The organism is Sphingomonas sp. BE123 (genome assembly GCF_031456015.1).
GTDB lineage: Bacteria > Pseudomonadota > Alphaproteobacteria > Sphingomonadales > Sphingomonadaceae > Sphingomonas.
Genome location: NZ_JAVDTW010000002.1, coordinates 1,384,944 through 1,411,535 on the forward strand (window position 1 = coordinate 1,384,944; position 26,592 = coordinate 1,411,535).

The 26,592-nt window shown below is 67.4% G+C and carries 25 protein-coding genes; 10 read left to right on the forward strand and 15 right to left on the reverse strand.

Annotation, left to right across the window (positions count from 1 at the left end):
* Positions 1–146: 146 nt before the first annotated feature.
* From J2Y54_RS14805 to J2Y54_RS14815, 3 genes are read left to right on the forward strand one after another with little or no spacing between them, the layout of a single operon-like run.
* Positions 147–1,658, forward strand: coding sequence for a CoA-acylating methylmalonate-semialdehyde dehydrogenase (locus tag J2Y54_RS14805; protein WP_310040825.1), 1,512 nt, complete (start codon positions 147–149; stop codon positions 1,656–1,658).
* A 9-nt stretch (positions 1,659–1,667) separates the two neighbouring features.
* Complete coding sequence (locus tag J2Y54_RS14810; RefSeq protein WP_310040826.1) at positions 1,668–2,699, forward strand: polysaccharide deacetylase family protein; 1,032 nt, start codon at positions 1,668–1,670, stop codon at positions 2,697–2,699.
* Entirely contained in the window at positions 2,696–3,622 is a 927-nt protein-coding gene (locus tag J2Y54_RS14815) for a polysaccharide deacetylase family protein (RefSeq protein WP_310040827.1), read from the forward strand. The genes J2Y54_RS14810 and J2Y54_RS14815 overlap by 4 nt, the downstream gene beginning before the upstream one ends.
* A 5-nt stretch (positions 3,623–3,627) precedes the next feature.
* Here the strand turns inward: J2Y54_RS14815 and J2Y54_RS14820 are convergent, their stop codons facing one another.
* Entirely contained in the window at positions 3,628–3,825 is a 198-nt protein-coding gene (locus J2Y54_RS14820) for a hypothetical protein (protein ID WP_310040828.1), read from the reverse strand.
* A 79-nt stretch (positions 3,826–3,904) separates the two neighbouring features.
* Here J2Y54_RS14820 and J2Y54_RS14825 point away from each other — a divergent pair, with 79 nt between their 5' ends.
* From J2Y54_RS14825 to mmsB, 4 genes are all read left to right on the forward strand, one after another.
* The gene (locus tag J2Y54_RS14825; RefSeq protein ID WP_310040829.1) at positions 3,905–5,050 is read left to right on the forward strand and encodes an acyl-CoA dehydrogenase family protein; all 1,146 of its coding nucleotides are present in this window, start codon (positions 3,905–3,907) and stop codon (positions 5,048–5,050) included.
* Entirely contained in the window at positions 5,047–6,132 is a 1,086-nt protein-coding gene (locus tag J2Y54_RS14830; protein ID WP_310040831.1) for an enoyl-CoA hydratase/isomerase family protein, read from the forward strand. Before J2Y54_RS14825 ends, J2Y54_RS14830 begins: the two co-directional genes overlap by 4 nt.
* Before the next feature lie 15 nt (positions 6,133–6,147).
* Positions 6,148–6,924 carry an enoyl-CoA hydratase gene (locus J2Y54_RS14835; RefSeq protein WP_310040832.1) on the forward strand — a complete coding sequence of 259 codons (777 nt, stop codon included), beginning with the start codon at positions 6,148–6,150 and terminating at the stop codon, positions 6,922–6,924.
* 228 nt (positions 6,925–7,152) lie between these two features.
* On the forward strand, positions 7,153–8,043 hold the full coding sequence (mmsB, locus tag J2Y54_RS14840; protein ID WP_310040834.1) for a 3-hydroxyisobutyrate dehydrogenase: 891 nt from the start codon (positions 7,153–7,155) through the stop codon (positions 8,041–8,043).
* A 111-nt stretch (positions 8,044–8,154) separates the two neighbouring features.
* On the opposite strand, the gene J2Y54_RS14845 is transcribed toward mmsB, so the two are convergent.
* From J2Y54_RS14845 to J2Y54_RS14880, 8 genes are all read right to left on the reverse strand, one after another.
* Positions 8,155–8,811 (reverse strand): flagellar hook assembly protein FlgD, encoded by a 657-nt coding sequence (locus J2Y54_RS14845; RefSeq protein ID WP_310040835.1) that lies wholly within the window; start codon positions 8,809–8,811, stop codon positions 8,155–8,157.
* A gap of 11 nt (positions 8,812–8,822) precedes the next feature.
* Positions 8,823–10,637 (reverse strand): flagellar hook-length control protein FliK, encoded by a 1,815-nt coding sequence (locus J2Y54_RS14850; RefSeq protein ID WP_310040836.1) that lies wholly within the window; start codon positions 10,635–10,637, stop codon positions 8,823–8,825.
* 42 nt (positions 10,638–10,679) lie between these two features.
* On the reverse strand, positions 10,680–12,761 hold the full coding sequence (gene flhA, locus J2Y54_RS14855) for a flagellar biosynthesis protein FlhA (protein ID WP_310040837.1): 2,082 nt from the start codon (positions 12,759–12,761) through the stop codon (positions 10,680–10,682).
* A gap of 13 nt (positions 12,762–12,774) precedes the next feature.
* Positions 12,775–14,061, reverse strand: coding sequence for a sigma-54 dependent transcriptional regulator (locus J2Y54_RS14860; protein ID WP_310040838.1), 1,287 nt, complete (start codon positions 14,059–14,061; stop codon positions 12,775–12,777).
* Between the two features lie 2 nt (positions 14,062–14,063).
* Positions 14,064–14,423 carry a flagellar motor switch protein FliN gene (gene fliN, locus J2Y54_RS14865; RefSeq protein ID WP_310040839.1) on the reverse strand — a complete coding sequence of 120 codons (360 nt, stop codon included), beginning with the start codon at positions 14,421–14,423 and terminating at the stop codon, positions 14,064–14,066.
* A gap of 11 nt (positions 14,424–14,434) precedes the next feature.
* Entirely contained in the window at positions 14,435–16,051 is a 1,617-nt protein-coding gene (fliF, locus tag J2Y54_RS14870; protein ID WP_310040840.1) for a flagellar basal-body MS-ring/collar protein FliF, read from the reverse strand.
* A gap of 239 nt (positions 16,052–16,290) precedes the next feature.
* The gene (locus J2Y54_RS14875) at positions 16,291–16,971 is read right to left on the reverse strand and encodes a FliH/SctL family protein (RefSeq protein ID WP_310040842.1); all 681 of its coding nucleotides are present in this window, start codon (positions 16,969–16,971) and stop codon (positions 16,291–16,293) included.
* Positions 16,972–16,981: 10 nt separating this feature from the next.
* On the reverse strand, positions 16,982–18,013 hold the full coding sequence (locus J2Y54_RS14880) for a flagellar motor switch protein FliG (RefSeq protein ID WP_310040843.1): 1,032 nt from the start codon (positions 18,011–18,013) through the stop codon (positions 16,982–16,984).
* 104 nt (positions 18,014–18,117) lie between these two features.
* Here J2Y54_RS14880 and J2Y54_RS14885 point away from each other — a divergent pair, with 104 nt between their 5' ends.
* Positions 18,118–20,787 carry a hypothetical protein gene (locus J2Y54_RS14885; RefSeq protein WP_310040844.1) on the forward strand — a complete coding sequence of 890 codons (2,670 nt, stop codon included), beginning with the start codon at positions 18,118–18,120 and terminating at the stop codon, positions 20,785–20,787.
* A 1-nt stretch (position 20,788) separates the two neighbouring features.
* The gene (locus tag J2Y54_RS14890) at positions 20,789–21,205 is read left to right on the forward strand and encodes a flagellar basal body protein (protein WP_310040845.1); all 417 of its coding nucleotides are present in this window, start codon (positions 20,789–20,791) and stop codon (positions 21,203–21,205) included.
* Between the two features lie 87 nt (positions 21,206–21,292).
* On the opposite strand, the gene J2Y54_RS14895 is transcribed toward J2Y54_RS14890, so the two are convergent.
* The 5 genes from J2Y54_RS14895 to J2Y54_RS14915 are packed head-to-tail and all read right to left on the reverse strand — an operon-like array spanning position 21,293 to position 24,919.
* Entirely contained in the window at positions 21,293–22,831 is a 1,539-nt protein-coding gene (locus tag J2Y54_RS14895; protein ID WP_310040846.1) for a methyl-accepting chemotaxis protein, read from the reverse strand.
* Between the two features lies 1 nt (position 22,832).
* The gene (locus tag J2Y54_RS14900; protein WP_310040849.1) at positions 22,833–23,129 is read right to left on the reverse strand and encodes a hypothetical protein; all 297 of its coding nucleotides are present in this window, start codon (positions 23,127–23,129) and stop codon (positions 22,833–22,835) included.
* A complete protein-coding gene (locus J2Y54_RS14905) occupies positions 23,126–23,545 on the reverse strand; it encodes a flagellar biosynthesis protein FlgN (protein WP_310040851.1) in 420 nt (139 codons plus the stop codon). The genes J2Y54_RS14900 and J2Y54_RS14905 overlap by 4 nt, the downstream gene beginning before the upstream one ends.
* Positions 23,535–23,834, reverse strand: coding sequence for a rod-binding protein (locus J2Y54_RS14910; protein ID WP_310040852.1), 300 nt, complete (start codon positions 23,832–23,834; stop codon positions 23,535–23,537). Before J2Y54_RS14910 ends, J2Y54_RS14905 begins: the two co-directional genes overlap by 11 nt.
* Positions 23,834–24,919, reverse strand: a complete 1,086-nt coding sequence (locus J2Y54_RS14915; protein WP_310041334.1) for a flagellar basal body P-ring protein FlgI — start codon at positions 24,917–24,919, stop codon at positions 23,834–23,836. Before J2Y54_RS14915 ends, J2Y54_RS14910 begins: the two co-directional genes overlap by 1 nt.
* Before the next feature lie 106 nt (positions 24,920–25,025).
* Between J2Y54_RS14915 and J2Y54_RS14920 the strand changes: the two genes are divergently transcribed.
* The gene (locus J2Y54_RS14920; RefSeq protein ID WP_310040853.1) at positions 25,026–25,454 is read left to right on the forward strand and encodes a flagellar assembly protein FliX; all 429 of its coding nucleotides are present in this window, start codon (positions 25,026–25,028) and stop codon (positions 25,452–25,454) included.
* A gap of 51 nt (positions 25,455–25,505) precedes the next feature.
* Here J2Y54_RS14920 and flhB read toward each other — a convergent pair whose 3' ends face one another.
* Positions 25,506–26,588 (reverse strand): flagellar biosynthesis protein FlhB, encoded by a 1,083-nt coding sequence (flhB, locus tag J2Y54_RS14925; protein ID WP_310040854.1) that lies wholly within the window; start codon positions 26,586–26,588, stop codon positions 25,506–25,508.
* Between the last annotated feature and the right edge of the window lie 4 nt (positions 26,589–26,592).

Consider the following 26,592-nt stretch of genomic DNA (forward strand, 5'->3'; position numbering starts at 1 on the left):
TTATCCGGGCGTGACACTTCCGTTACAAAGGCCGGATTTCTGCGATTTTCCATATGTGCCTGCGATGAACCGGTAACAATCGTAACTTGTGGGCTTGCCGCCCATGGGGTGGGAGGTGCATGAGCGCGGCAACAAGGAGAGGCATCATGGCGACGGCAGTTCGCGAGATCACCCATTTCATCGGCGGCGCGGCAAGCGCGGGCACCGGCACGCGCCGGTCGGACGTGTTCGACCCCAATAGCGGCGCGGTGCAGGCGCAGGTGACGCTGGGCAGCCCCGCCGATCTCGACACGGCGATGCACAAGGCGCTGGCCGCGCAAGGCGCATGGGCCGCCACCAACCCGCAGCGGCGTGCGCGCGTGATGTTCGCGTTCAAGGCGCTGGTCGAGAAGAACATGGACGAACTGGCGCAGCTGCTGTCGTCCGAACATGGCAAGGTGATCGCGGATTCGAAGGGCGACATTCAGCGCGGCCTTGAGGTGATCGAGTTCGCCTGCGGCATCCCGCATGTGCTCAAGGGCGAGTATACCCAGGGCGCCGGCCCCGGCATCGATGTCTATTCGATGCGCCAGCCGCTGGGCGTCGTCGCGGGCATCACCCCGTTCAATTTCCCGGCGATGATCCCGATGTGGATGTTCGGCGTCGCCATCGCCTGCGGCAACGCCTTCATCCTCAAGCCCAGCGAGCGCGACCCCAGCGTGCCGGTGCGCCTCGCCGAACTGATGCAGGAAGCGGGCCTGCCCGACGGCATCCTCCAGGTCGTTCAGGGCGACAAGGAAATGGTCGACGCGATTCTCGACCATCCCGAGATCAAGGCGGTAAGCTTCGTCGGATCGTCCGACATCGCCCATTATGTCTATCGCCGCGGTGTCGAAGCCGGGAAGCGCGTCCAGGCGATGGGCGGCGCGAAGAACCACGGCATCGTCATGCCCGACGCGGACCTCGATCAGGTCGTCAATGACCTTGCCGGTGCCGCGTTCGGTTCGGCGGGCGAGCGCTGCATGGCGCTGCCGGTCGTCGTGCCGGTGGGTGAGAAGACCGCAATCGCGCTGCGCGAAAAGCTGTTGCCCGCGATCCGTGGCCTGCGTGTCGGCGTGTCGACCGATGCCGAGGCGCATTACGGCCCGGTGGTGACCGCCGCGCACAAGGCCAAGATCGAATCCTATATCCAGATGGGCGTCGATGAGGGCGCGGAACTGGTGGTCGATGGCCGCGGCTTCACGCTGCAGGGGCATGAAAGCGGCTTCTTCGTCGGCCCGACCCTGTTCGACCGCGTAACGCCCCAAATGCGCAGCTATCAGGAAGAAATTTTCGGCCCGGTCCTCCAGATGGTGCGTGCCGACAGCTTCGAAGAGGCGCTGCGCCTGCCGAGCGAGCATCAGTACGGCAATGGCGTCGCGATCTTCACCCGCAACGGCCATGCCGCGCGCGAGTTTGCCGCGCGGGTTAATGTCGGCATGGTCGGCATCAACGTGCCGATCCCGGTGCCGGTCGCCTATCACACCTTCGGCGGGTGGAAGCGCAGCGCGTTCGGCGACACCAACCAGCACGGCATGGAAGGGGTCAAGTTCTTCACCAAGGTAAAGACGATCACCCAGCGCTGGCCCGACGGGTCGGTCGATGGCGGGAACGCCTTTGTCATTCCCACCATGGGGTAAGGCGCATGGGTGGCGCAGGTCGTCTATCGTGCGCGATCATGCTATCGCTTCGCCCCGGTCTGCGGGGGAAGCGGCGTGATCTGGCTGGTGCGGATAGGGTTGGCGGTCGCTGCGCTGCTGTTCATCGCGCGGGCAGCACCGGTCGCGCTGTCGGCGGGGGAACCTGAGCGCGTGGACAAGCGCATCGCCATCACCTTCGACGACACCCCGCGCGGGGCGGGGGCGTTCCTGACGCTGGAAGAGCGCGGTCCTCGACTGATCGCGGCGCTGGCGGCGGCGGGCGTGCGGCAGGCGGCGTTCTTCGTCAACCCGTGCCGGATCCAGAGCGACCGCGACGGGGCGCTGGTTCGCGCTTACGAGACGGCGGGCCATGTCATCGCCGATCACACCTGTACCCATCTCGGTCTGTCGCGGGTCAGCGCCGCATTCTACCTTGCCGATATCGACCAGTCGCAGGCGCGACTGCGCGGCCGTCCGACCTATCGCCCGTGGTTCCGCTTTCCGTTCCTCGACGAGGGCGGGAGCGACCTCGTAAAGGCGCAGGCGGTGCGCGATGGCCTCACCGCGCGGGGGCTGATCAACGGCTATGTCACCGCCGATGGCTATGACTGGAACATGGAGCGGCTGACGATCGCGGCGAAGCGCGCGGGGCGGACGATCGACATGGCGCGGCTGCGCGACCTCTATGTCGAAACCCATGTCGGCGCGGCCGAGTTTGCCGATGCCCTCGCGCTCCGCGCCACCGGCCGCCACCCGGCGCAAGTGCTGCTGCTCCACGAAACCGACCTTGCCGCGCTGTTCCTCCCCGACATGGTCGCTGGGCTGCGCAAGGCCGGCTGGACCATCGTGACGGCGGACGAGGCGTTCGACGACCCGATCGCCCGCCGCACGCCGCGGGTCGATTTCGCCAACGGCACCCGCATCCAGATGCTCGCCTGGGAAAAGGGGCTGGAAGGGTCGCGCTGGTACGACCGCACCGACGGCCCGGTCGCCGACCGGCTGTTCGAGGAGCGGGTGATGCAAGGGGCAAGCGTCCAGTGAGGATCGTCGCGGCCCTGCTCGCCTGTCTGCTGCTCGCGCTGCCCGCCGCCGCGCAGAAGCGGATTGCGCTCAGCTTCGACGATGCGCCGCGCGGGGCTGGGGCGTTCCTCGATCCCGACGACCGCGCGAAGAAGCTGACCGCCGCGCTGCGCAAGGCAGGCGTCAAACAGGCGGTGTTCTTCGTGAACCCGGGCAATATCGGCCAGCCCGGCCATGGTGACGGCATCGCCAATCTCGACCGGTACGTGAAGGCGGGACACGTCCTCGCCAACCACAGCTGGTCGCACCCCCGGCTCGGCAGCACCGACGCCGACGCCTATCTCGCCGATCTCGACCGCGCCGAAGTCTGGTTGAAAGCGCGCCCCGGCTATCGCCCCTGGTTCCGCTTCCCGTTCCTGGACGAGGGCGGCACGGACAAGGTCAAGCGCGACGCGATCCGCGCGGGGCTGAAGGCGCGCGGGCTGATCAACGGCTATGTCACCGCTGAATCCTCCGACTGGAACATCGAAAGCCTGACCATCGCCGCAAAACAGGCGGGGAAGCAAATCGACATGCAGGCGCTGCGCGACCTCTATGTCGAAAGCCATGTCGAGGCGGCGGAGTTCTACGACGCGCTCGCCGTCAGGACGCTCGGCCGCTCGCCCGCGCATGTCATGCTGCTCCACGAAACCGACATCGCGGCCCTGTTCATCGGCGATCTGGTCAAGGCGCTGAAGGCCAGGGGCTGGACCATCATCACCGTCGACGAAGCCTATGCCGACCCGCTCCGCGACGCTACGCCGGACACGCCGCATGCGCAGGGGACGCTGATCGAGGCGCTGGCGTGGGAAAAGGGCCTGCCCGCGCCGCGCTGGTACGACCGCAACGACCTGCGCATCTCCAACCCGCTGTTTGCGAAGCGCGTGCTGGGGGAGGGGAAGTGAGCACGCTACATCGGCTCCTGTCGCCCGCGCATGACATCCTCCACCGCGCGCTGCTGCGGCGATCCGTAGCGCGGCGTCTGGTCGCGCACGGTGCAGGACGCGCTTTGCTCACAGACCCCGGTGGCAAAGGTATTGAGTCCCTCGCCGGACATGCACGCCGAAGCGAGCAGCAGTGGCGCGACGAGCAGCAGACGAAGTTTCATGTGACGACCCCCGATTGATGCCACCCGGATCGCACGTCGCGGCGCGGCGTTCCTCCGACAGGATCAGACAGAGAGAATGATGGACCAGCAATTCGACCTCACCGACGACCAGCGCGCGATTCAGGAGATGGCGCAGCGCTTCACTGCCGACGCAATCACCCCGCATGCGGCGGAATGGGACGAGAAACATATCTTCCCGCGTGAGACGGTGAAGGCCGCCGCCGAGCTCGGCTTCGGCGCGATCTATGTCAGCGAAGAAAGCGGCGGGATCGGCCTCGGTCGGCTTGAAGCGGCGCTGATCATGGAGGCGATGGCCTATGGCTGCCCCGCGACCAGCGCGTTCATCTCGATCCACAATATGGCCGCGTGGATGATCGATCGCTTCGGGTCGCAGACGGTGAAGGACAAGTATCTCCCGCAACTCGTCACCGCCGACTGGCTGGCCAGCTATTGCCTGACCGAACCGTCCTCGGGCTCCGACGCCGCCGCGCTCAAGACCACCGCCAAGCGCGACGGGGATCATTTCATCGTCAACGGGTCGAAGCAGTTCATCTCCGGCGCGGGCGAGAATGAACTGTACGTCACGATGGTCCGCACCGGCGCCGATGGCCCCAAGGGCATCTCGTGCCTCGCCATCGAAAAGGACATGCCGGGCGTCAGCTTCGGTGCGAACGAGCGCAAGCTCGGCTGGCATGCGCAGCCGACGCGGCAGGTGATGTTCGACAATGTCCGCGTGCCAGTCGAAAACATGATCGGCGGCGAGGGCGAAGGCTTCCGCATCGCGATGATGGGCCTCGACGGCGGACGCCTCAACATCGGCGCTTGCTCGCTCGGCGGGGCGCAGCGCTGCCTCGATGAAGCAATTGTCTATACAAAAGACCGCAAGCAGTTCGGAACAGCGGTGGCCGAGTTCCAGAACACCCAGTTCATGCTCGCCGACATGGCGACCGAGCTGGAGGCGGCGCGCGCGTTGCTCTACCTCGCCGCCGCCAAGGTCACTGCCAACGCACCCGACAAGACCAAGTTCGCCGCGATGGCCAAGCGCTTTGCCACCGACACTGGATCGAGCGTGGTCGATCGCGCGCTGCAGCTGCATGGCGGCTATGGCTATCTGATGGATTACCCGATCGAACGCTTCTGGCGCGACCTGCGCGTCCATTCGATCCTGGAGGGGACCAATCAGGTGATGCGCATGATTGTCGGGCGGGAGCTGGTGCGCCAATGAGCCTGCACGCAAATGACGACGTCCTGATCTCCGTCGAGGGCAGGGTCGGTCGCATCCGCCTCAACCGGCCCAAGGCGATCCATGCGCTCAACACCGGCATGTGCGCCGCGATCCTCGAAGCGCTGACCGCGTGGCGCAGCGACACGGCGGTCGAGGCGGTGATGATCGACCATGCCCCCTCGCCGGATGGCGACCCCAAATACTCGCGCGGCTTCTGCGCGGGCGGCGACATCCGCATGCTCGCCACCAGCGGCGCGGACGATGGCGCGGCGGCGCGGGACTTCTTCCGCGTCGAATATCAGATGAACCACGCGCTGTTCACCTTCGCCAAGCCGATCGTCGCGTTCATGGACGGGATCACGATGGGCGGCGGCGTCGGCCTCAGCCAGCCCGCGCGCTATCGCGTCGCGACCGAGCATACCAAGTTCGCGATGCCGGAAACGGGCATCGGACTGTTCCCCGATGTCGGCGGCGGCTGGTATCTCTCGCGCCTGCCGGGTCGCGTCGGTCAGTATCTCGCGGTTACCGGCCACCGTCTCGGCGGTGCGGAGTGCGTCGCGCTCGGCCTTGCCACGCACTATCTGCCTGCGGAGCAGCTCGCGGATGCAAAGGCGCGGATCCTTGCCGATCCTCAGTTGATCGAACGCATTCTGGCCGATCTCGCAACGCCCGCGCCCGATGCCCGCATTCTTGGTGACCGCGACGCCATCGACCGCCTGTTCGCGAGCGACCGGCTCGAAGAGATCATCGCCGCGCTCGAAGCCGATCCGGGCGACTGGGCGATGCAGCAGCGCGCGACCATCGCGAGCAAATCGCCGCAATCGATGAAGGTCAGCCTCAAGCTGCTGCTCGACGGTGCGACTATGCCGACCTTCGAGGATGAGATGCGGCAGGAATATGCGGTCGCGACCCGCGTCGTGCAGCGCCACGACTTCATCGAAGGCGTCCGCGCGCTGATTATCGACAAGGACAACCACCCGCGCTGGAACCCCGCCACGCCCGAGGGGGTGAGCGATCACCTGATCGACCAGATCTTCGCGCCGCTGCCCGAGGGTGAGGCGTGGACGCCGCGACAACAGTGACGAACAGGACCAACGATGACCGACTACAACACCATCCTTGTCGAACAGCGCGGCGCCGTCACGTTGGTGACGCTCAACCGCCCGCAGGCGCTCAACGCGCTCAACAGCGAAGTCCTGTCCGAACTCCTCGCCGCAATGGCCGCATTCGACGCCGATCCGTCGCAGGGCTGCGCGGTTCTCACCGGCAGCGAAAAGGCGTTCGCAGCCGGGGCCGACATCAAGGAGATGCAGGCGCAGGGCTTTGCCGACATGTACGGCCATAACTTCTTCGCCGGCTGGGACCAGTTTACCCGCACGCGCAAGCCGATCATCGCCGCCGTCTCCGGCTTTGCGCTGGGCGGCGGGTGCGAGCTGGCGATGATGTGCGACTTCATCCTCGCCGCCGACACCGCCAAGTTCGGCCAGCCCGAAATCAAGCTCGCGGTCGCGCCGGGCATGGGCGGATCGCAGCGCCTGACCCGCGCGGTGGGCAAGGCCAAGGCGATGGAAATGTGCCTGACCGGCCGCATGATGGGTGCGGAAGAGGCGGAGCGCGCCGGCCTTGTCAGCCGCATCGTTCCCGCCGCCGAACTGCTCGACGAAGCGCTCAAGACCGCCGCGACGATCGCGTCGATGGCGCCGCTGGCTGTGCTGGCGAACAAGGAAATGGTCAACGCCGCCTTCGAAACCGGCTTGGCGCAGGGCGTCCAGTTCGAACGTCGCCTGTTCCACGGCCTGTTCGGCAGCGCCGATCAGAAGGAAGGCATGGCCGCCTTTGTCGAGAAGCGTCCGGGAAACTGGACGGGGAAGTAAGCATAATTTCCTCGCCCCTCCGCAGGAGGGGAGAGGGATGCGCAGACTTGGTCTCGCGAAGCGAGGCCTTAGTCGGAGCTGGGAGAGGGGTGGCGGCTGCATCGCAGCCGCGCGGAGCAAAGCTCCGCTCTACCCCTCTCCAAGCTGCGCTAGGCAGCAAGCTGCCAAGCTACGCTATCCTCTCCCCTATCAAGGGGAGAGGGGATTGTTTTGGAGAGGAGCGCCGCAATGGCCCGCGTAGGATTTATCGGTCTTGGCAATATGGGCGGCGGGATGGCCGCGAACCTGGCAAAGGCGGGACATGACGTCCGCGCCTTTGACCTGAGCGAAGAGGCGCTGGCCCGCGCCAAGGCCGCCGGGTGCCTGCCCGTCGCGAGCGCGGCGGAGGCGGCGCAGGGGGCCGAGGCGGTCATCACCATGCTGCCTGCGGGCAAGCATGTCGAACAGGTCTATTCCGACAGCGTGTTCGGCGCGGCGGATACCGGCGCGATCCTGATCGACTGTTCGACGATCGACGTCGATACCGCGCGCCGTGTTGCCGATGCGGCGGCGAGCAAGGGGCTGATGGCGGTGGACGCGCCCGTCTCCGGCGGGATCGCGGCGGCGAGCGCGGGCACGCTCACGTTCATGGTCGGCGGCAGCGATGCGGCGTTCGAACGCGCGGAGCTGTTCCTGTCCGACATGGGCAAGGCGGTGATCCATGCCGGCGCCAATGGCGCCGGGCAGGCGGCGAAGATCTGCAACAACATGCTGCTCGGTGCGACCATGGTCGCGACCTGCGAGGCGTTCCTGCTCGCGCGCAAGCTCGGGCTCGATCCGCAGACCTTTTACGATATCAGCTCGGTCTCGTCGGGGCAGAGCTGGTCGATGACCAGCTATGCGCCGCTCCCCGGCGTCGGCCCGAAATCGCCGGCCGACAATGACTATCAGGGCGGCTTTGCGGCTGCGCTGATGCTCAAGGATCTGAAGCTGGCGATGGAGGCGGCGGAAACGGTCCACGCCGACACGCCGATGGGCGCGCGCGCGGCGGAGCTTTACGCGAAGTTCGCCGACGAAGGCCATTCGGGCATGGATTTCTCCGGCATCATCACGATGCTCGAGGCACGCGATCGCAACTGATCGGGCCCGGTTGGAACATGGCCGCCCCGGTCAGCAAGGGGGAAGACCGGCGGCGGCCACGATCCGGGTCTGTTATAGAGCGGCGCGCAGCGCGCCGGTTTCGGTCCGCGCTTATTGCGTCAGACGGATCAGCGCGGCGGCGTTGTAGAAGACGCCATTCACCTGAAACGTCATGCCGGATGCGTCCTGCGCGACTTCCCTGACCAGCCCGCGTGCAGAGATCGACACGGGGACGCTGGCACCGGTGGTATCCTTTGCGGCGATTTCGAGCGTGTAGGCTCCATCCGGCGCGCGGGTGCCGTTGTCGAGCGTTCCGTCCCACACCAGGTCGCCCTCCGACCTGCTGAGGTTGACCGTGTGAACGGTGGCGCCGGATGCGTTCTTGATCGTCGCCACGACCGTTTCGGCCGGGCGCGTGGTGGCATAGGTCCATTGCGCGGGCGCCGTCGCGCTCAGCCCGGCCTGATCGCTGCCAAAGCTTGCCACCTTGCCGACGACCGAGGCTGCACCGACCAGATTGTCGGACGTGAGCGCGGTCAGGATCGACTTGAGCGACGCATTCTGCTGGATCGACTGTTCGATCTGCGAGAACTGGACCAGCTGCTGGGTATATTCCGACGTGTCCATCGGGCTCAGCGGATCCTGATTCTGCATCTGCACGGTCAGCAGCTTCAGGAACATCGTCGAGTCAGCCGTGAGCTTGGCGAGGGCGTTGCTCGAATTGCTCGTGGTGGCGGAGCTGGCGGCAGTGGCGGCGTCGACGGCCATGATCGGTTCCTTCAGGCGACGAGATCGACCCGGCCCGCGCTGCGGACCTGGACCGGGGAGAGGGTGGACTGGGCCGATGCGGCATCGGCATCGGCGAGATAGGCGCGGGTCGCGAGACGGCGGCCCTGTTGTGCCTGCTGTTCGCCCTGCCCGAAGCCGCGGCTGTCGAAGCGCAGGCTCTGGTCGTCGGCGCGGAAGCCGGCGTCGTTCAGCGCACGGGTGAGGTTGTCGGCATCGCGCCGCAACAGGTCGAGCGTTGCGGGTTGGTCGGCGGTCACTTCCGCGCTCAGCTGCTTGGCCTCATCCATGCGCAGGCGCACCTCGATCTTGCCGAGCTCGGCGGGGTCGAGGCGAATGATCAGCACATCGCCCGATCCACTTTCCGTGTGGCGCACGATCGCCAGCCCGACATCCTCGCCGATGGCTGCGGCGCGGGCACGATGGGTCGGTTCGCTGGCGTCGGTCGCCGGCGGGGGCGAAGCCTGTTCGAGTGCGGCGAGCATGTCGAACGGCTGCACCGGGCCTGCGACCGTCTGGGCCTGCCCCTGCACGGGCGCGGGCGCCGGTGCGGGCTGCTGACGATTGCTGTCGCGGTTCATGCCATCGCCGGCGAGTGCAGGCTCGCTGGTCGCGACGTCGGTCGGCGCCGCGTCGGCAAGGAGGGTGTTGTCCAGCTGGTGGGTGTCGAGCGGCAGGTCGGCGACAGGTTCCATGCGCTGCAGATCAGCCGCTTGCGGTGCCGGGGCAGCGCGCGGCACGGAGACGCGTGCGATTGGGTCCGTCGCGCGCGCCGGATCGCTCGGCGCGGTGTCGGGCATCGCGGGAGCCGGGGTGGCAGGCGCGACGCCGCTGGCTGCAGCAGCGGTCAGCACAGCGCCGCCAGGCGGGGTGGTCTCTGCTGCGGGCGGAGCGGCAGGCGCGTCGGGGTTGGCCGGCTGTTTGTCCAGCGGCGCAAGACCCTGGCCCGAAACTGCAGCCGCGACCGCTGGCGCTGAAAGCGGTTGCGCGTCCGGCAGTGGCGCTTCGTCCGTTGCGACCACGGGCGTTTGGACCGGCTCGGTCACGGTGACGCGACCCGGTTCAACCGCAGGCTTGGCGACCGCGCCGACAGGTTTGCGGGTGGGTTCGGTGACGGTGACACTACCGGGTTCGGGCGCCGGCTTCACGACTGCGCCGACCGGCTTGCGGGTGGGTTCGGTGACGGTAACGCTACCGGGTTCGGGCGCGGGCTTCTCGACCGCGGCGACCGGCTTGCGGGTCGGCTCGGTGGTGGTGACGCTGCCAGGCTCCGGCGTGGGCTTCACGACCTCCCCGACCGGCTTGCGCGTCGGTTCGGTAACCGTGACGCTGCCGGGCTGCGGTTCCGGCTTGACCGGAAGCGTGTCGTCCTTGCGGACCGGCTCGACCGTGGTGGCGATGCCGGCCGCCGGCGCGGCGGGCGGCTGCGCCCCATTGTCGGGGGCCAGCAGGTCGGGCTGGGCAAGGAGCTGCTCACCGGTCTGGAGCGCGCCGGCGGGAATCGCAATCGCCTCGGGCAACGGCGCGACGACCGGCGCGAGCGGCGCGCCATCGATCGCCAGTTCCTCCGGGAGCGGGGTTTCCATAGGCGCCGCAGAATCACCTTCGACGAGGCCCAGCAGCCGCGCTCCGGGCGCAGTCGCGCCAGCAACGGGGGGCACCGGCAGCAGGCCCGCCGGATCCGGCGCGGGCTTGAGCAACTCGGCAAAGCCGGCGCTTCCGGCGCCTCCGGCTGCGGCGGGGCCGCTCTTCGATGCGCCGGCACCGTTGGTCACGGATGCGGCAAAGGGCAGAAGGTTCGGCGCCATAGATGGTTCATAGAGGTGCGGCGCGGCGTTCGGTCGCATCGCTTAGCCAATCGTGCCGAGCGCGCGCACCCGGGCGCGGGCGTGGATTTCATTCTGCGACAGCACCACCGTTGCCGGGCGGACCCGTTCGATCACGCTGCGCACGAACGGGCGGATCGTCGGATTGGTGAGCAGGCAGGGGATTTCGCCGCTGTTCGCCATCCGGTCATAGGTGTCGCGCACTGCGGCAATGAATCCCTGAAGCATCGACGGCGGCATTGCGAGATGGCGCTCGTCGCCCTGGCCCATGATGTTCTCGGCAAAGGCCGCATCCCATTCGGGCGAGAGGGTGACGATCGGGATCGCCCCGTCGCGCGACTGATGCGCCGAAATCTGGCGGGCGAGCCGGGCGCGGACATGTTCGGTGATCTGGGTGAGGTTGGCGGTGATTGGCGCGGCTTCAGCGATACCTTCAAGGATCGTCGGAATGTCGCGGATCGACACGCCTTCGCCGAGCAGGTTCTGAAGGATGCGCTGCACGCCGGAGATCGAGATGCGCGACGGGATGATCTCGCCGACCAGCTTGGCCGAGTCGGTATGCACCTCGTTGAGCAGTTTCTGCACCTCGGTGTAGCTCAGCATGTCGGCGATATTGTCCTTGACCAGTTCGGTCAGGTGCGTGGTGATGATCGTGCCGGCATCGACGACGGTAAGCCCGCGGAAGCCCGCTTCCTCGCGCAGCTCGCGGTCGATCCACAGCGCCGGCAGGTTGAACACCGGCTCGCGCGTCGGTTCGCCGGGAATCCCCGCCGGGCCGTCACCAGGGTTGATCACCAGCAGGCGATCAAGGCGGATGTCACCGCGCGCTGCCTCGGTCTCCTTGATGTAGATGACATACTGGTTCGCCTGCAGGCCCATATTGTCGATGATGCGGACCGAGGGGAGGACGAAGCCATATTCGGTCGCCATCTGGCGGCGCAGCGCGCGGACCTGATCGTCGAGGCGCGGTTCGCGCGCGGCGTCGTTGATGATCGGGAGCAGGCCATAGCCGATTTCGATCCGCACCGCGTCGATGGCGAGCGTGCGGGCGATCGGTTCTTCGACGATCGCGGCCGCTTCCGCCTCGGCCACTTCGGCCTCGCGCGCTTCGACACGGGCGCGCTGCTTCGCCTTTTGCGACAGATACCAGGCGGCATAGCCCGAACTGGCGGCGAAGGCGAAGAACGGGATGAACGGCAGGCCGGGCATGAAGGCCAGCAGCCCCATCAGCACCGCGACCATGCCGAACGCCTGCGGGTAGCGGCCAAGCTGTTCGCCCAGCGCGGCACCGGTCTTGCCCGCCTGGCTGCCCTTCGACACCAGCAGGCCGGCGGCGGTCGACACGATCAGCGCCGGGATCTGGCTGACCAGACCGTCGCCGACGGTCAGCAGCGTATAGGTCTGGAATGCGGTGCCAAGCTCGACGCCGTGGATCGCAACGCCGATGATCAGGCCGACGATCACGTTGATCGCGGTGATCAGCAGGCCCGCAATCGCGTCGCCCTTCACGAACTTCGACGCACCGTCCATCGAACCAAAAAAGCCGCTTTCCGCTTCGACTTCCTGGCGGCGTGCGCGCGCCTGTTCCTCGGTAATCATGCCGGCCGACAGATCGGCGTCGATTGCCATCTGCTTGCCGGGCATCGCGTCGAGGCTGAAGCGCGCGGCGACTTCGGCGATGCGGCCTGCGCCCTTGGTGATGACGACGAAGTTGATGACGATAAGGATGATGAAGATGGTGAGGCCGATCACCATCTGGCCGCCGATCAGAAAGTCGCCGAACGCCGCGATGACGCCGCCGGCCGCATCCGGCCCCTCATGGCCGTGCGCCAGGATCAGGCGGGTCGACGCGAGGTTGAGGCCCAGCCGCAGCATCGTCGCGATCAGCAGGATCGTCGGGAAGGACGACAGCTGCAGCGGCTTTTCGATGAACAGCGCGGTCATCAGGATCATCGCCGACAGCGTGATCGACAGGGCCAGGCCAAGGTCGAGCAGCCAGCCCGGCATCGGCAGGATCAGCATGCCGATGATCGCGATGACGCCGACCGCGAGCGCGATGTCGCGCGTCGCGCCGATGCGGGTCAGAAAGGCGTTCAGGCCGTCCATGGTTCAGCTTTCGTCAGGTGGCCGGGGCGACGGCGATACCGGCCTCGACAAAGGCCTTGAGCTTGTTGCGCATCGTGCGGACCGAGATGCCGAGGATTTGCGAAGCCGAGGTGCGGTTGCCCTGGCAGCGCTCGAGCGTCTCGAGGATCAGCGCGCGCTCGACCTCCTCGACCGTCTGGCCGACGAGCGAGGCGATGATCGGCTTGTCGCCGCCCGGGACTGGCGCGGCGATCCGCGATCCATCGGCCAGCACGATCGCCTCCGGCCCGATATAGCCGTCGGGCGACAGCAGCACCGCGCGGTGCATCGCATCCTGCAGCTCGGCAACGTTGCCGGGCCAGTCATAGCTGGTCAGCAGCGTCTCGGTCGCCGGATCGATCAGCGGGGAGGGCAGGCCCTGCATCGCGGCAAAGCGAGCGGCAAAGGTCGCGGCGAGCAGCCGGATGTCGCCGCCGCGCGCGCGTAGCGGCGGCAGGGCGATCGTCGCCAGGGCAAAGCGGGCGAGCAGGTCGCTGCGGAACTGGCCTGCTTCGACCATTTCCGACAGGTCGCGCCGGGTGCTGGCGATGACATTGGGCGCGCCGGGTGCGGTCATCGCCTTGAACAGGCGCAGCTGCAGCGCGGCGGGAAGACGGTCGATATCGCGCAGGAACAAGGTGCCGCCGCTGGCGGTGGCGACGGCGCCACGCCGGTCGGCCAGCGCGCCTTCGAACGCCCCGGCGACATGGCCGAACAATTCGGATTCGAGGACTTCGGGTGCGACGCCGGCGCATTCGATCGTGACGAATCCGCTGCGCCCCGACGCGGCATGGGTGGCATGCGCGACGCGCTCCTTGCCGGTCCCGCGTTCGCCGCTGATCAGGATCGGGGCATGGGCAGGGGCCATGGCGCGGGCGAAATCGAGTGCGCGCAGCCATGCCGGATCCTCACCCACCATCGGGGCAAAGTCCGCTTCGGCGATCTGCGCGATCGCGGCGGCGATCAGCTCGCGATCGGGGGGCAGGGGGATATAGTCGCGGGCACCGGCGCGGATCGCCGCGACCGCGCGCTCGGCCGGCGCATCGATGCCGCAGGCGAGCACCGGCACGGCAAAGCGTTCGGCGATCAGCGCGCGCATGAAGCCCGGAACATCGCTTTCCACGTCGATCATCACCAGCCCGGCGCCGGTTTCGCGCAGATGGGCGAGTGCCTCGGCAGGGGTGTCTGCAATCATCACCTCGGCGCCCAGGTTGCGCGCGATCCGCGCGGCTTCCCCGAACGGGCCGCTGCCGGCGCCGACGATCATCAGGCGAAGCTGCATGATCAGCTGTCCTGCCGCACGATTTCGGTCAGCGTCACGCCCAGCGCGTGATCGACCAGCATGACTTCGCCGCGCGCCACCAGGCGGTTGTTCACGAAGACGTCCACCGGCTCACCGACGCGACGGTCGAGTTCGAGCACCATGCCCGACTTCATGCGGATCAGCTCGCCGACCGGCACGCGCGCGCGGCCGAGTACGGCCTGAACCCGCACCGGGACCTCGGCGACGGCATTGAGCGAGGCCTGACCGCCCACGTCGCCCATCGGGCCGTCGGAGTCGAATTCCTCGAACGAGGGCGGCGTTTCCGTTTCGATCATGGCACCGCTTTCGGGCGTCTCGATCGGTTCGCCGGGGTCGGACATCGGGGTCTCCATCATGCGTTCATCCACTGGCGGATCACGGCGGTCGCTTCGGGGGCGTTGGCGGCGACCATGTCGCCGATCTTGCGCACCTGCGACGCCTTCACCTGGCCATCGACATTGTTGAGGGTGATGTCATGGTCGAGCAGCGGCACATTGGCCTGCCCGCCCTGCATCGCTTCGAGCTGCTTGAGCGCGTCGGGGTCGCCATCGGCGGCCTGCTGCGCGATCGCGAGCATCTCGGCATTCTGGTCGCTCGGCAGCAGCGGCGGACCGGCTTCCGCCTCGGCCTCCTTGTTGGCGCGCGAGCGGAGCATGCTCAGCACGATCAGGCCGATGATGCCGACAATCAGGATCTTGAGCAGCCCGACCACCTGGTCGGAGGTGAAGAAGCTGTACCATGCCGACTGGGCGTCGGCCGGCTCGGCCGGGGCGGCGAAGGCCAGGCTCTCGACCACCACGCTGTCGCCGCGTTCGGTGTCGATGCCCACGGCGTTCTCGACCAGCCGGGTCAGCTGCTGCTTGCGCGCCTCGGGCAACCCCTGCGCGCCGCCGTCGATCGTCACCGCAACCGACAGTCGCGTCACCTTGCCCGGTTCGCGCGTCACCACGCTGCGGGTCGAGCTGTTGGCATAGGTCACGTCTTCCGACGTTTCCTTGCGCGCCTGTTCGCGCGTGTCGCCGCCATTGGCGCCGACCGGCTGCTGCTGTGCTTCGGGAAGCTGGTTGCCGACCGTGGCGGCCTGTTCCTGATTATTCTCGCGCGACTGGTCGTCGCTTTCGACCGTCACCTGGCGGGCAATCACCTGCTTGTCGGGGTCGAAGACGTTGGATTCCTCGCGCGTCGCGTCACGATCGATCTGTGCGGCGACTTCGGCGCGCACCTTGCCCTGGCCGACAATCGGTTCGAGCAGCGCGATGATCTCTTCGCGCATCTTGGCTTCGATCTTGGCCTGGCGCTCGTCGATCGTGCCGCCGCCGGCCGCACCCTGTTCGCCCGCACGGGCCAGCAGGGCGCCGGACTGGTCGACGATCGACACCGATTCCGGCGACAGTTCGGGCACGGCCGAGGAAACGAGATAGCGGATCGCTTCGATCGTCTCGGTCGGCAGGCGCCCGCGCGTCTTGACCGTGACCGATGCGGTGGCGGGGCGGGCTTCGGCCGCGAACATCGCGCGTTCGGGCATCACGATGTGAACGCGCGCGCCAGTGACGGCGTCGAGGCTCTGGATCGAGCGGACCAGTTCGCCCTCGATCGCGCGCGTCTCGTTCATCTTGGCGCGGCTGGCGGAAACGCCAAAGGGCTGTTCCTCGTCGAGCACCTCATAGCCGATCTTGCCGCCCAGCTTTTCGCCCGCCATCGCCATGCGCAGCTCGGCCAGCTTGTCGACCGGTGCCATCACCGCGGTGCCGTCTGCCGACAGCTCGAACGGGACGTTCTGCGCCTTCAGTTTTTCGGTGATCGCGGCAGCGCCGGCGGGGTCCAGATCCGTGTACAGGAACCCCATCGTCGTATTCTCGCCGCGCAGCGCGACCATGGCGAGCGCCGCCATGATCAGCGCCGCGACACCGCCCATGATGATGAGCCGCTTGGCTCCCAACTGTGCGATCAGCCCTTTAACCTGCTCCAAGCGGCACCCTATCAGCCTAGCGGGACGGCGTGTCCCTCAGGTCAATTATAGATGCCGGGTGCGCGGCAGGTTTTGCCGGTGGGAAAAAATTGCCGAGCGGATCCGGGCGGGTTGCCGGACGCCACGATGGGGATAGGCCCAAACGTAAAACGCCCCCGGACGGGGGAGTCCGGGGGCGTCAAACAGGCGGAGGGGCCGGGCAGGGGAGCCGGGCCGTCCGACACTGACCTTATAGAGTTTTATTCGGCGGGACCGTCGCCGGCCGGAAAAAGATTGTTGAGTTCACGCAGTACCGCGGCCTCGCGCATTGCACGGTCGAGGGTCAGGCCGCCCTCGTCCCATTCGATCCGCGCGTCGCCGGCCGCCAGCCCCGCATCGGGGGTGACGTGGAGGTTCAGCCGGCGGCGATCATTGGCCTGACGCGCGGCAATCCGCTCCTCGATCTGCTCGGCCATGTCGGGATGGACGCGGACCACCAGCTCGGTGCCGCGGGCGACCTGGGACAGCGCGCGGCCGATGGCGTCGTCGATCGCTTGCGCGGGCGAGGCGAGCAGCGGGTGGCCGGCGAGATGCTGCGCAACGGCCAGCACCAGCTCGGCGGCTTCGCGCGCGGTATCGGCGCGAAACCCGGCGCGTTCCTCGACCATGCCCTCGACTTCGGAATGCAGCGCATCCATCGCCGCGAGCAGGGCGTTTTCGCGATCGCCGCGCGCCGCATCGAGCCCGGCCTGAAAGCCGTCGGCGCGGGCGCGGGCCAGCTCCTCATTCTGCATCTGGCGCAGATGGGCGAGTTCGTCCTCGAGCGCTTCGATCTTGATGACCAGCGACAGGGTGTCGTCATGCTGGACGGTACGGGTCGGCTCGCCATTCGCGAAGACGCGGTCGAACCCGAACGGCTTGGTACTGAACGAAAGGTCCATCGGCCGTCCCCTAGATGATCATCGTGTCGTCGCTCTTGGGGTCGACCAGCACGATCTCCCCCATGTCGGCGAGGTTCTTGGCCAGGCGGACCAGCGCGGACTGGGCCTCTTCGCAGTCGCGGGCGCGCACCGGGCCCATCGACGCCATGTCCTCGCGCAGCAGCTTGGCCGAGCGTTCGGTCATGGTCGAGAAGAACAGCGCGCGGATCGATTCCGGCGCACCCTTGAGCGCGAGCGCCATCTGGCGCTTGTCGGCCTGGCGCACGATCACCGCGATCGATGCCGGCAGCAGCCCGCCCAGATCCTCGAAGGTGAACATCAGCGAGCGGATGCGGTCGGCCGCATCGGGCGAGCGCGCGTCGAGCGCGGACAGCATGCTTTCCTCGGTCGAGCGGTCCATCGCGTTGAAGATTTCGGCCATCGCCTCGTGCGGATCGCGGCGCTGCGCGCGCGCGAAATTGGCCATGAATTCGGTGCGCAGCGTTGCCTCGACCTGCGCCAGCACTTCCTTCTGCACCGTTTCCATGCGCAGCATGCGCTGGACGACATCGACGGCGATGTCGCGCGGCAGGGCGCCGAGCACGCGGGCGGCGTGGTCGGACTTGAGCTTCGACAGGATCACCGCGATCGTCTGCGGATATTCGTTGCGCAGATAGCCGGCGAGCACGCCTTCGTTGACGTTGGACAGCTTGTCCCACATCGTCCGGCCCGACGGACCACGGATATCCTCCATGATCTCCTTGACCCGCTCGGGGTCGAGGACGCTGTTGAGCAGCCGCTCGGTCGTCTCGTACGACCCGTGGCACGAGCCCATCGAGGTCATTTCGACCTGGAACTGGTTCAGCAGATATTCGACGAGGTTGGCCGGGATCCGGCCGAGCTGCGACATGCTCGACGACAGCTCCTTGACCTCGTCGATCGACAGCTGTTCCCAGATCGGCCCGCCATGCTCCTGCCCCAGCACGAGCATCAGCGCGGCGGCACGCTCGCGCTGGTTGAGCCGCTTATATTCCGGCGGTTCGACGACCGGATTCATCAACATCGTCTACATCCCCTGCATTTATTCATGGTCACCGCGTCGGTAACGCGCGCGCCCCTTCTATTATGGACTCGAAAGGGGGCGAGCGGTCGCGTGAGGACAGGATGATGAATATCTCCTCGGGATTGGCAGGACTGACCTTGCTGGGTGGCGACACCAGCTGGTACTCGGCGTCGGGCGCGGGCCTGACCGTCGAGAGCAAGGCCGTGCGCGAGGCCAAGGCCCAGTTCACGCTGCCCGAAACCACGCCGCCCTGGCGCGAGGCCGGCGCCACCGGATCGATCTCGACCCAGGTTGCGACGATCCGGCGCCTCGCCACCATCATCGACAAGCCGTTGACGGGGGCGCGCGCGCTGCCGACCGACGTGCAGACCGCCTTCACCACCTGGAAAGCGCTCGACCGGCTCAACATCCTCGCCCAGACCGCGGCGAAGCCGGGGCTGTCGGCGACCGAGCGCGGGCAACTCGCCGCGACCTTTGCCAAGGGGCTGGCCGACCTGCAGACCTATATGGGCACCGCGCCGTCCGACAAGCTGGAGCTGTCCTTCGGCCAGCCGGTCCGCCGCGCCGAAAGCACGGTGGTGGCGCCTGGCACCGGCGGGCTGACGGTCAGCGTGTCGGGCAAGGGCGTCGTTGCCAAGCGCGACGAGGTCCTGTCGCAAATGTCGGGAACCGAGCGGTTTCGCGTCACGCTGGAACGCGGCAGCTCGGTCGATACCGTCGTGATCGACCTCGGCTCGCTGCCTGAACCGCCCACGCTCGACAGCGTCGCCAACCTTGTCAATCAGGCGATCGCGAACATCCCGATGCGTGATGCCGGTGGCAATGTCATGCTCAATGACGACGGCACGCCGGTCCCGAAATGGAAGGTCTCGTTCGAGCCGAAAAAGACCGAAAAAGACGGCTGGACCATGGGGATCAACCGTCAGGGTCTGGAAAGCGTGTCGATCGACCAGGTCGATGCGCCGGACGCGCTGATTGTCGCGACCGGGCGGACCGGGCTCGAGACGCCAACCGCCGCGCGCGTGCTGCGGATCGACGATCCCGAAGCGGCGATGACCAACAGGACGCTGGCGACGATCGAGGCGAAGGACCGGCTGACTGCCAAGGCGGTGGCGACGACCACCGATGCGGTCGCGACCGATGCCGACGGCTTCGCCTATGTCGTCGGAACCGCGTCGGGCGATCTCGACGAACTGCGTGCCGCCGGGACCCAGGACCTGTACCTCACCAAGATGGACAGTGTCGGCAATGTCGTGTGGCAACGCGCGCTGGGCGCCGCCGACAGCGCGTCGGGTGCTGCGGTCACGGTTGCGCAGAATGGCGACATTGTCGTTGCCGGCACCGTGTCGGGCAATTTCGGCGGCACCGATGCCGACGCCGACATGCTCGTCGCGCGCTTTGCCAATAATGGCGACGAGATGTTCGCCAGCCGCATCCGGTCGTCGGGTGACGATCGCGCGACCAACATCGCCATCGCCGATGACGGCGCGATCCTCGTCGGCGGGCGGTCTGCGCAGGGCGGAGGCGACTCATTCGTCGCCCGGCTCAGCGGCACCGGAGCGGTGACGCAGCGCGTGAAGCTGCCCGGTACCAGCGGCGACGAAAGCATCACCGCGATGACGATGACCGCCGACGGTCGTCTCGCCGCGCTGACGAAGGAGGGCGCGACCTCGAAGCTGCGCTTCCTCGATCCGGCCAATCCCGGCACCGCGCTCGACACGATCGACCTTGGCACCGCCGATGCACGCGCGATCGCGATTGCCCCGGACGGATCGATCGCGATCGGTGGCACGACGCTGGCGGCGCTGCCCGGTAGCCAGGTCAACGGCATCAGCGGTGGGCGCGACGGATTTGTCATGCGCCTTGCTGCGGACGGCAGCGGCATGGCGACCACCTATCTCGGCACGGCCGGTAACGAACAGGTCGACAGCATCGCCTTCAGCAATGGCAAGCTCTATGTCGGCGGCCGCACCACCGGCGATTTCGGAGGGACGCGTAGCGGCCCGACCGATGGCTTTGTCGCGCGGATCGATCCGGCCAGCGGCGGCCTCGAGAAGGTCACACAATTTGGCCAGCCGACCCTGCGCACCGAGCCGGTGCGCGTAGCCGCATCCGAAGGCGGATCGAGCAAGGTCGACGCGCTCGGCCTGGGCCGAGGTGTCGCGACGCCCGACGGCTCGCTTCGCCTGACCACGGGGTCCAGCCTGCGCGAAGGCGACGCATTCCAGATGCGCGTCGCTGGCGGCCCGCTCCGCACGATCACGATCGCCAAGGAAGAAACGCTGGCCAGCCTGGCCGACAAGATCCGCAAGATCACCGGGTCAAAGGCGCTGGTGACGACGCCCAAGAAGGACGATGGCGCCATGCTGCGCGTTGCGCCCAAGGCGGGGATCGACATCGAATTCGTCGCCGGGCCTGCCGGTCGCGACGCGCTTGAGAAGCTTGGCCTGCCTGCGGCACGCGTGTCCGGCATGGATCCGATCGACAAGAACGCGCCGCGCGTCCGCCCGGGCGGCAGCTATGGCCTCGGCCTCAATCCGGGCCTGTCGATCGTGGATCAGAAGGCTGCCACTGCCACGCTCGCCAAGCTGAAATCCGCGCTGTCGGTCGCCCAGACCGGCTATCGTTCGCTCTATTGGGACGATGGCAAGCAGGCGCTGGTCGAGGGCGCGCGCAAGGGCGGCAGCACCGCGCGCGAACAGGCTCAGATGGCAAATTATCAGGCGGCGCTCAGCCGCCTCTCGACCGGCCCCTCGACATCGATAGGGTTCTGACATGACTGATCTGATCGGCGGCATCGCCCGCAACATGAAGCATCTCTCGGAACGCCAGCGTGTCGTTGCCGAGAATATCGCCAATAGCGAGACGCCGGGGTTCAAGGCACGCGACGTGCGCGCGCCCGATTTCGGCGACCTGATCGATACCGGGTCGAGCAGCGCGTCGGTCGCGCGTCCGCGCGTCCAGCTTACCGGTGGCATGGCCGCGCTTGGCGCCCGTGCGCCGATCTCGGCGGGCAGCCTGATGCTCGACAACGGGACGAGCGAGACCAAGCCTGACGGCAACAATGTCACGCTGGAAGACCAGCTGCTCAAGATGGGGCAGATTCAGGCGGACTTTGCCGCGATGACCAGCCTGTATCGCAAGAGCCAGGGGCTGATTCAGTCGGCGCTCGGGCGCAAGGGCGGCGGCTGACCCGCGCAATTCTCGGGTTTCCGGCACGAAAAAGGGGCCGTCCCAGCCGGGACGGCCCCTTTTTTGTTGCGCGCGTCCGCGCCGCCCTCAGGCGGCGTGGCGCAGCGGGACCGGAATGTCGCTGTCATCGAAGCTGAACCGTTCGGTCAGCCGCGCCAGGGCGCGGGCCTCGTCCGACAGCGCGCGTGCCGCCGCGTTGCTTTCCTCGACCATCGCCGTGTTCTGCTGGGTTGCATCGCTCAGGCTGCCAAAGGCGGCGCTGACGTCGCTCAGCGCCCCGGAATGCGATCCATAGTCCTCGGCCAGACCGGTCAGCAGGCCATGGACGCCTTCGACAACCCGCTCGATCCCGTTCAGCGCCCCGTCGATCTGGCCGATCGCGGTGACTGCGCTGGACACCTGATCCTGGGTCGAGGTGAGCTGTTCGCGGGCGCGCTTGGCCTCTTCCTCGGACCGCATCGCCAGCTGGCCGACTAGGTCGGCAACGACCGCAAAGCCGCGCCCCGCCTCGCCGGCGCGCCCGGCCTCGACCGCTGCGTTCATCGCAAGGACGCGGGTCTGGAACGCGATCTTGTCGAGCCCCTCGATCACCGCATCGATGCCGCGGGCGCTGTCGGATACGCGCTCCATCGTCTGCACGGCTTCGTCGGTGACGGCGCGGCCGCGCTGGACGCTTTCGATCGCTTCGTCGGCGCGCGCCACGGTTTCACGTACCGTGTCGTTGCCGCCGCTCAGCCGCGCGTCGATCCGGGCGATGGCGGCCGATGCTTCCTCGATCCGCGCACTGGTCCGTTCGCTGCGTTCGGCGAGCTGCTCGGCGGCCTGCGCGATCTGCGCCGAATTGCCTTCCAGCTCGACCGCGCCCCCGGAAACCGCACGCACCAGCATCGCCAGCGATTCGATGGCGTCGTTGAAATGGGTCTGGATCGTCGTGTAGCCGGCCGGCATTTCGCCGGCGATGCGATGCTGCAACTCGCCGCGGCTCAGCCCTTCCAGCCCGGTCGCCAGCGCGGTGGTTGCGCGCTCGAGTTCGCGCATCCGCTGCTCGCGCTCGGCGGCGACGGCGGCTTCGGTCGCACGCTGGGCGGCGTCCTTGGCGGCGATCGCGTCGAGCAGGGCGACCACGCGGGCGGAAATGAAGATCAGCGCTCCGGCCTCGGCCAGCAGGATCACCGCGTGCAGCAGGATCCGGACAAAGGAACTGCCGCCGCCGAACACCCAGTCGGGGATCGCCATGCCCAGCACCAGGTGATGGACCGCGACCACTGCCGTTGCCGCGAGAATCGCCCGCCAGTCGCACAAGACCGCGGTGATCGCGAGCGCGGCAAAGAAGATCATGTGCAGATCGACCTGCCACGCCATGCCGCGAAAGGCGAACAGCATCACTGCGGGAATGGCGACGATCGCCATGCTTGCCGCGGCGCGCGAAGTCGCCCCGGAATCGCCTTGGTGCCAGAGCCATGCGGGGAAGGCGAGCAGCGCCGCGAGCGCGATCGCGACGGTCAAAATATCTTCCGCCCCGATCACGACCATCGCCGCCAGCGCCGCCAGCGACAGCGCCGCGGCAACCCCCAGCACGAGGGTCAGGCCGGCCTTGCGGATGCCCTCCAGCGTCAGTTCATCCATTTCAGTTGGTCCTTGCCGTACAGTTATTGGGACGTGCCGCGACGACGATGGCGCCGTGGCGCAGGCTTTCGCGCACGATTGCAGAGCGGTTGCCCCATACGATCAGCGATCCCGGAACCGGACCGGTGCCGAGCAGCCCGGCATCGGCGCGGGCGATCCAGCCGATCATCTCGGCGTGCCGGGTGGGGGTGAGCGGGACGATCATCATCGCCCCGTCGCGCGGCGGCACCGCCAGCGCAGCGGCGGGCACTGCAAGCGGTGCGGCGATCGCCAGAACAAGGTGGGTCAGCTGGGTCAAAGGCTCGCGTTCACCGAAATCGGGATCGCGGTATAGGCGCCCGCCATCATCCCCGACGCGCCATAGGCGGCGCTGGCGCCACCGCGCCGGCGGCGGGCATCGGCGGCAATCTCGCCCATCATCTCGTCCGAAAGGTCGATCTGTCGCTTGAGCGTTGCACCGTTCTCGGCACTCACCTCGCGCAGCCGGGCAGCGAGGTCGGCGAGTTCTTCGCGCAGTTCTGCCGGCAGTGCGTCGCGCCATTGCGGCGTCACCCGGTCGAGCCGCGCGACTTCGCCGTCGACCGCGCCGACGAGGCGCGTCTTGGCTTGGACCAGCGCCGGAATCTCGCTGCGGCGCCCGTGGCGCAGCAACAATGTTTCCTCCTCGGTGATCGAGATCAGCGAGCGGAACAGGTCGACAAGGTCAGTCTGCATCGGGATTGCCCCCTTGGAGCTTGATGATCGTATCCATCACGGCGGGGGCGAGGCCGATCCCGCCCTTGGCCGCGATGGCAGTGCCCAGATTTTCGGCGAGCACGCCGCGGAACATCTGTTCGCCATGGCCGCCGGAAAACTCGCCATCCTCGACGCTCTCGAGCATCAGCTGGGTCATCTGGCCGATGAACACCGCTTCGAATGCCTGCGCCGTTTCCTTGCTCTTGGGCGTCGGAACGGCGGGGGCGGCGCCGGTCGTGGCGGCGGCGGGCGTCGTCAGCGGACCCATCACTGCACCTCGATATCGGCCTGGAGCGCACCCGCGCTCTTCACCGCCTGAAGGATGGTGATCAGGTCGCGCGGGCTGACTCCGAGCGCGTTGAGGCCCGCGACCAGCGATGCCAGCGACGTTTCGCCGCCCAGCGTGCCGAGCGAGCGGCCGCTGCCGTCATCGACCGTCACCTGCGTGCGCGGCACCACCTGGGTCTGGCCCTGCGACAGCGGCGCGGGTTGCGACACCTGCGGCGTTTCCGCGACGCTGATGGTCAGGCCGCCCTGCGCGATCGCGACCGGGCTGATCCGGACATTCGACCCCATCACGACGGTCCCCGATGCTTCGTTGACGATCACCTTGGCCGGCTGATCGACCGTAACGGGAAGGTTTTCGACGCGCGCGATCAGGTCGACGACCGATCCGGGGAAGCCCGGCCCGGGCTTGAGTTCGACGGTTGCGGGGTCGAGCACTTCGGCGGTCCCGGCAAAGGTCGAATTGATCACGCCCGCGATCATGTTGGCGGTGGTGAAATCGGGGTTCTTGAGCGCCAGCTTGAGGCTCTGGGCGCTGCGCAACGCAAACGGGACCTCGCGTTCGATGATCGCGCCATCGGCGATCCGTGCGCTGGTCGATACGCCGCGGCTGATGCTGGCTGCTGCGCCCTGCGCCTTGAAGCCCGAGACCGAAACCTGCCCCTGCGCGACCGCATAGATTTCGCCGTCCAGCGCCCGCAGCGACGACGCGATCAGCGTCCCGCCCTGCAGGCTGGTGGAATCGCCGATGGCCGACACGGTGACGTCGATCCGCGATCCGGCACGCGCAAAGGGCGGCATTGTGGCGGTGATCGACACGGCGGCGACATTGGCGGTCTTGAGCTGCGAACCGCGGACATTCACGCCCATCCGCTCCAGCATCGCCTGCATCGATTCCTCGGTAAAGGGCGTGTTGCGGGTGCGATCGCCGGTCCCGGCAAGCCCGACGACCAGGCCATAACCGACCAGCTGGTTGGGCCGGACATTCTCGATATCGACGATGTCCTTGATCCGGTGCGCGCTGTTGGCGGCAGCGGTGCCGGGCACCGCCAGCACCAGCGCCAGCATCAGGATTCTCAAAATGTGCATAAACCTGTCCATCGTCTCCGGAATGCTGTTAATCTTCTTATAGAAAGAGAAAGGCCGTTCCGGTCTTCGCGGAGGTGAGAAGGAAGTGCAGATCCAGGGCGTCTCGATGCCGGTGCAGATGGTGCTGAACGCACTGTCGAAGGCCGACGTCGCCCTGCCGCTGGCACTCGCCAAGGCGGCCATGCCCGAAGCGCCGCCGCCGACCCAGCCCCAGGCCGGGCCGACGCTGCAGGCCGCGACCACGGTTCATGTCCTGCTCGCCGCCGGGACCGCGCTCGAAACGCCGCGCGACAAGCGCCGCCGCGATGCGCGCCCGGCCGCCAGGGGTCTGGAAATCCTCGAAAAACTTCATGCCGCACAGGTCAAGGGCGTGCCCGGGGACCAGCTGCTCGACGCGCTGGCGCAATGGGCGGCGGTGTTCGAAATGCCCGACGATCCGGCGTTGGCCGAAATTGCGCGTGACGTCGAACTGCGCGTTCGCGTCGAGCTGGCGAAGCACGACCGCACGGTCTGACCGCAAGTTTCAATCGATACGGTTAACGGCGCGACCGACCGCCGCGCGGTATCAGCCGGGCTGTCCGCCCCCGCGCGCCAGCTTGAGGACGTAGCTGATGACTTCGGCCACCGCCTGATAATGTTCGAGCGGGATCGGATGGTCGATCTCGGCGCTGGCGTGCAAGGCGCGGGCGAGCGGGCGGTTTTCGACCAGCGGCACGCCGTTGGCGGTCGCGATTTCGCGGATCTTCAGGGCGATGGCGTCGGTGCCCTTGGCGACGACGATCGGCGCTGCCATCGCGCCATGATCATATTTCAGCGCGACCGCATAGTGGGTCGGGTTGGTGATCACGACGGTGGCTGACGGCACTGCAGCCATCATCCGCTTGCGCGAGCGCTGCATGCCGATCTGGCGCATCTTGCCCTTGATCTTCGGATCGCCTTCCTGCTCCTTGTGCTCGTCCTTCATGTCCTTGAGCGACATCATGTTCTTCTTGGTCCAGCTGTAGCGCTGGTAGAAGAAATCGATGGCGGCGATGATCGCGACCAGCACGACCACGATCACCAGCACCTTCATGATCATCTTCTGCGACAGGTCGGCGATTGTCGCCGGCCCGATTCCGACCATGGTTTCAAAGCCGGGGAGGAAGGGCGTCAGCACCAGCGTGCCGATCGTCGCGACGATGATCAGCTTGGCCAGGGTCTTGGCGAATTCGAACAATCCCTGCGCGCCGAACATGCGCTTCACGCCCGACACCGGGTTGATCTTGGAGAATTTGGGCGCAATGCGGCTGAAGCGGAGCATCGGCCGCCCCTGGGCAAGGCCGCCGAGCAGCGCGAAGCCGAACAGGGCGCCGAGCAGCGGCAACAGCCCGCCGGCAAGCTCGCCCAAGATATAGCCGCCGAAGCTCTGCGCTCCGTCGGGATTGAACATGAAGTCGTCGGCACGGCCCCAGATGCGCGCGAGCGACCCGGCCAGCGATGACGCGGCATGCGCGCCAAGCCCGCCGGTGACGACGATCAGGCCCATGAACATCGCCGCCTGGCGCATCTCCGGCGCCATCGGCACATCGCCCTTCTTGCGCGCATCGGCGATGCGCTTTTCGGACGGGGCGAATGTCTTGGAGTCCTTGTCCTGTGTGTCATCGGCCATGGCG